3 protein-coding genes are annotated in these 2296 nt (G+C 39.9%); all 3 read left to right on the forward strand.

Annotation, left to right across the window (positions count from 1 at the left end; genetic code table 11):
• A partial coding sequence (locus tag F6K37_RS38770; RefSeq protein WP_287256514.1) for a hypothetical protein occupies positions 1 to 193 on the forward strand: 193 nt, incomplete at its 5' end.
• A 31-nt stretch (positions 194 to 224) separates the two neighbouring features.
• Complete coding sequence (locus F6K37_RS38775) at positions 225 to 605, forward strand: hypothetical protein (RefSeq protein ID WP_008183020.1); 381 nt, start codon at positions 225 to 227, stop codon at positions 603 to 605.
• A 651-nt stretch (positions 606 to 1256) separates the two neighbouring features.
• Positions 1257 to 2063, forward strand: coding sequence for an MOSC domain-containing protein (locus tag F6K37_RS38780; RefSeq protein WP_071103873.1), 807 nt, complete (start codon positions 1257 to 1259; stop codon positions 2061 to 2063).
• The last annotated feature ends 233 nt before the right edge of the window (positions 2064 to 2296 follow it).

Here is a 2296-nt window from a genome sequence, read left to right on the forward strand (position 1 = left end):
GACACAGAATACACAAAAACCTGACTTGAAGTACATTGCTTCTTTTAGCCTTAAGGAGCAACATTATCAAAAATATAAAGACAACATAGCTGCTAACCTGACTGCATCGATCTGGGTGTCCCTAGACGAAAACGAAAAACCCAATCAGTTTGTGTCTAGAAACACGATTGGTGTGCTTTACTCTAAAAAGTAAGTGTCTCATTGATTAAGGAGAAGATTTTATTATGCCTGGAGATAGCAATACATCCAATTTCAATATTAGTCAAAGCGTTTATTACGCTAACAATACAGGAGGCATAGCTGGAAATTCTGTAACTGCTGATCTATCAATAGCCAACGAGCATAAGCAAACCCTAGTTGAAGCAGCAGAAGAAATCCAACAACTTCTAGACCAAGTCTCCCAGACTAATCCCACTACAACAAACAAAGAGAAGATGATAGTTGTAGGTGAAGTTGTTGACAAAATTGAGAATAACCCAACACTAAAAGTTAAGGTAATCAATTCCCTGAAATCTGGACGAGTAGAGGCATTCAAGGAATCGATTGACCATCCGCTAGTGAATATTCTGATGGCAACTATTGAAGGGTGGCAGGAGGTAGAGTAATTGCTTAGGATTGTTGCAACACTATTACCACCATAGTATACCTTAGCGGGGAATTAGGATAGGGTAGCGATCGCCTGAATAATTCTCCTTTATTTCAATGAATACTAGAGAAAGTAGACTGGATCAATGATGTTTTTACAAAGATGAGATGCGCCCACTCGGGGCAAACCCTCTATATTTGGCTTAATAGCATAAATTAGCTGCTATTATAACTTAGCGATCGCTTAACTACTTTCTTCTACTAAAACTGAAAGTTTATTACGTTTGTTTAAGGTAAGTAACAAAACCAACATTAGCGATCGCTTGCTCGGATTAGCGATCGCTTTCCTTGATCTGCCCGGTATTATTAGAAATTAATTAATTTATTAACTCTGATAAGATGAATTTGCCCTGTGACACCTACCAAGTTTATAAAAAAATGCTTTACTTGATCGAAATAGTGACAACTAGCATAAAGCTGATGGAGTCTTGATTATTCTTGGTATATCATTCTTTATCTCTTATTTCTAATAGATTAGAACTATCGCATTACTTTAAAAAAGTGGTAGACTGACTAATGACACTAAACTGATGTGCATTAAAATTGGTTATTACCTGTTCCCTGTTCCCTGTTCCCTGTTCCCTTTGAGGAATTTAGGTATCTCAATCTAAATGCTGAACAGCTTACCTTACCTTAAAGCTATCTATATCTACCCGATTAAATCCCTTGATCGGATTGAACTCCAAACCGCAACTCTCCTCAAAAGTGGTGCCCTAAAGCATGACCGGGAATTTGCCCTATTAGATCAGCAAGGTAAATTTGTCAATGGTAAGCGCAATGCCAAAGTTCACTTGCTGCGGTCGGTCTTCCATATCCAATCCCAATTGCTATCGCTACAGATTCAGGGCACAAACCAAAACATTACCTTTCATATTGATCACGGGCGAACTGCTCTCGAAGCTTGGTTAAAGGATTACTTCGATTTTCCAGTTAAAGTAGTGCAGAACACCAGCACTGGTTTCCCAGACGATACCAATGCTCTAGGTCCTACTATTATTAGTAGCGCTACCATTGAAACCATTGCTTCTTGGTTCCCTGAAATAAGTCCTGAAGACATACGAAGTCGGGTTAGAGCCAATCTAGAAATTGGAGGAGTTCCGGCTTTCTGGGAAGACCAATTGTTTACCGAATCAGGGCAATCTATTCAGTTTAAAGTAGGGGAAGCTTTGATAGAAGGAATTAATCCTTGTCAACGTTGTATTGTTTTAGCACGAGACCCTCACACAGGAGAGGCTACTGATAATTTCCAAAAGACTTTCATGGCCAAGCGCAAGGAAACTCTACCATCCTGGACAACCAGCGCTCGTTTCAATCATTTCTACAAATTAAGTGTGAATACAAACGTGCCTGCTTCTGAAGCTGGTAAAGTCTTGCACCAAGGGGATCCCATCCAAATCCTTAAGGTTAGTCAAGGTTGAGTAGACTTTTTTAGGACTTACGAAGTTTAGTTGGTTTTGCCCCCCTAACCCCCCAAATCTGGGGGGTACTAATGACGAAAGTCCCCCAAGTTTGATACCGCTGGCCAAATTAATATTTGTTTACACAAGGGTAGCAGATGGGTAACTTTAAGTTCATGCTCCCCCAGAATTGGGGGTTGGGGGGCTATAAAGACTGCTGTCTTCAGGCTGATATTTCTAAATGTTAAATTCGC

The sequence above is a fragment of the Moorena sp. SIO4E2 genome, assembly GCF_010671945.1.
Taxonomy (GTDB): Bacteria; Cyanobacteriota; Cyanobacteriia; order Cyanobacteriales; family Coleofasciculaceae; genus Moorena; species Moorena producens.

Coding starts and splice junctions, on each gene's coding strand:
- F6K37_RS38775 (WP_008183020.1), top strand. CDS start 225: ATGCCTGGAGATAGCAATACATCCAATTTCAATATTAGTCAAAGCGTT.
- F6K37_RS38780 (WP_071103873.1), top strand. CDS start 1,257: ATGCTGAACAGCTTACCTTACCTTAAAGCTATCTATATCTACCCGATT.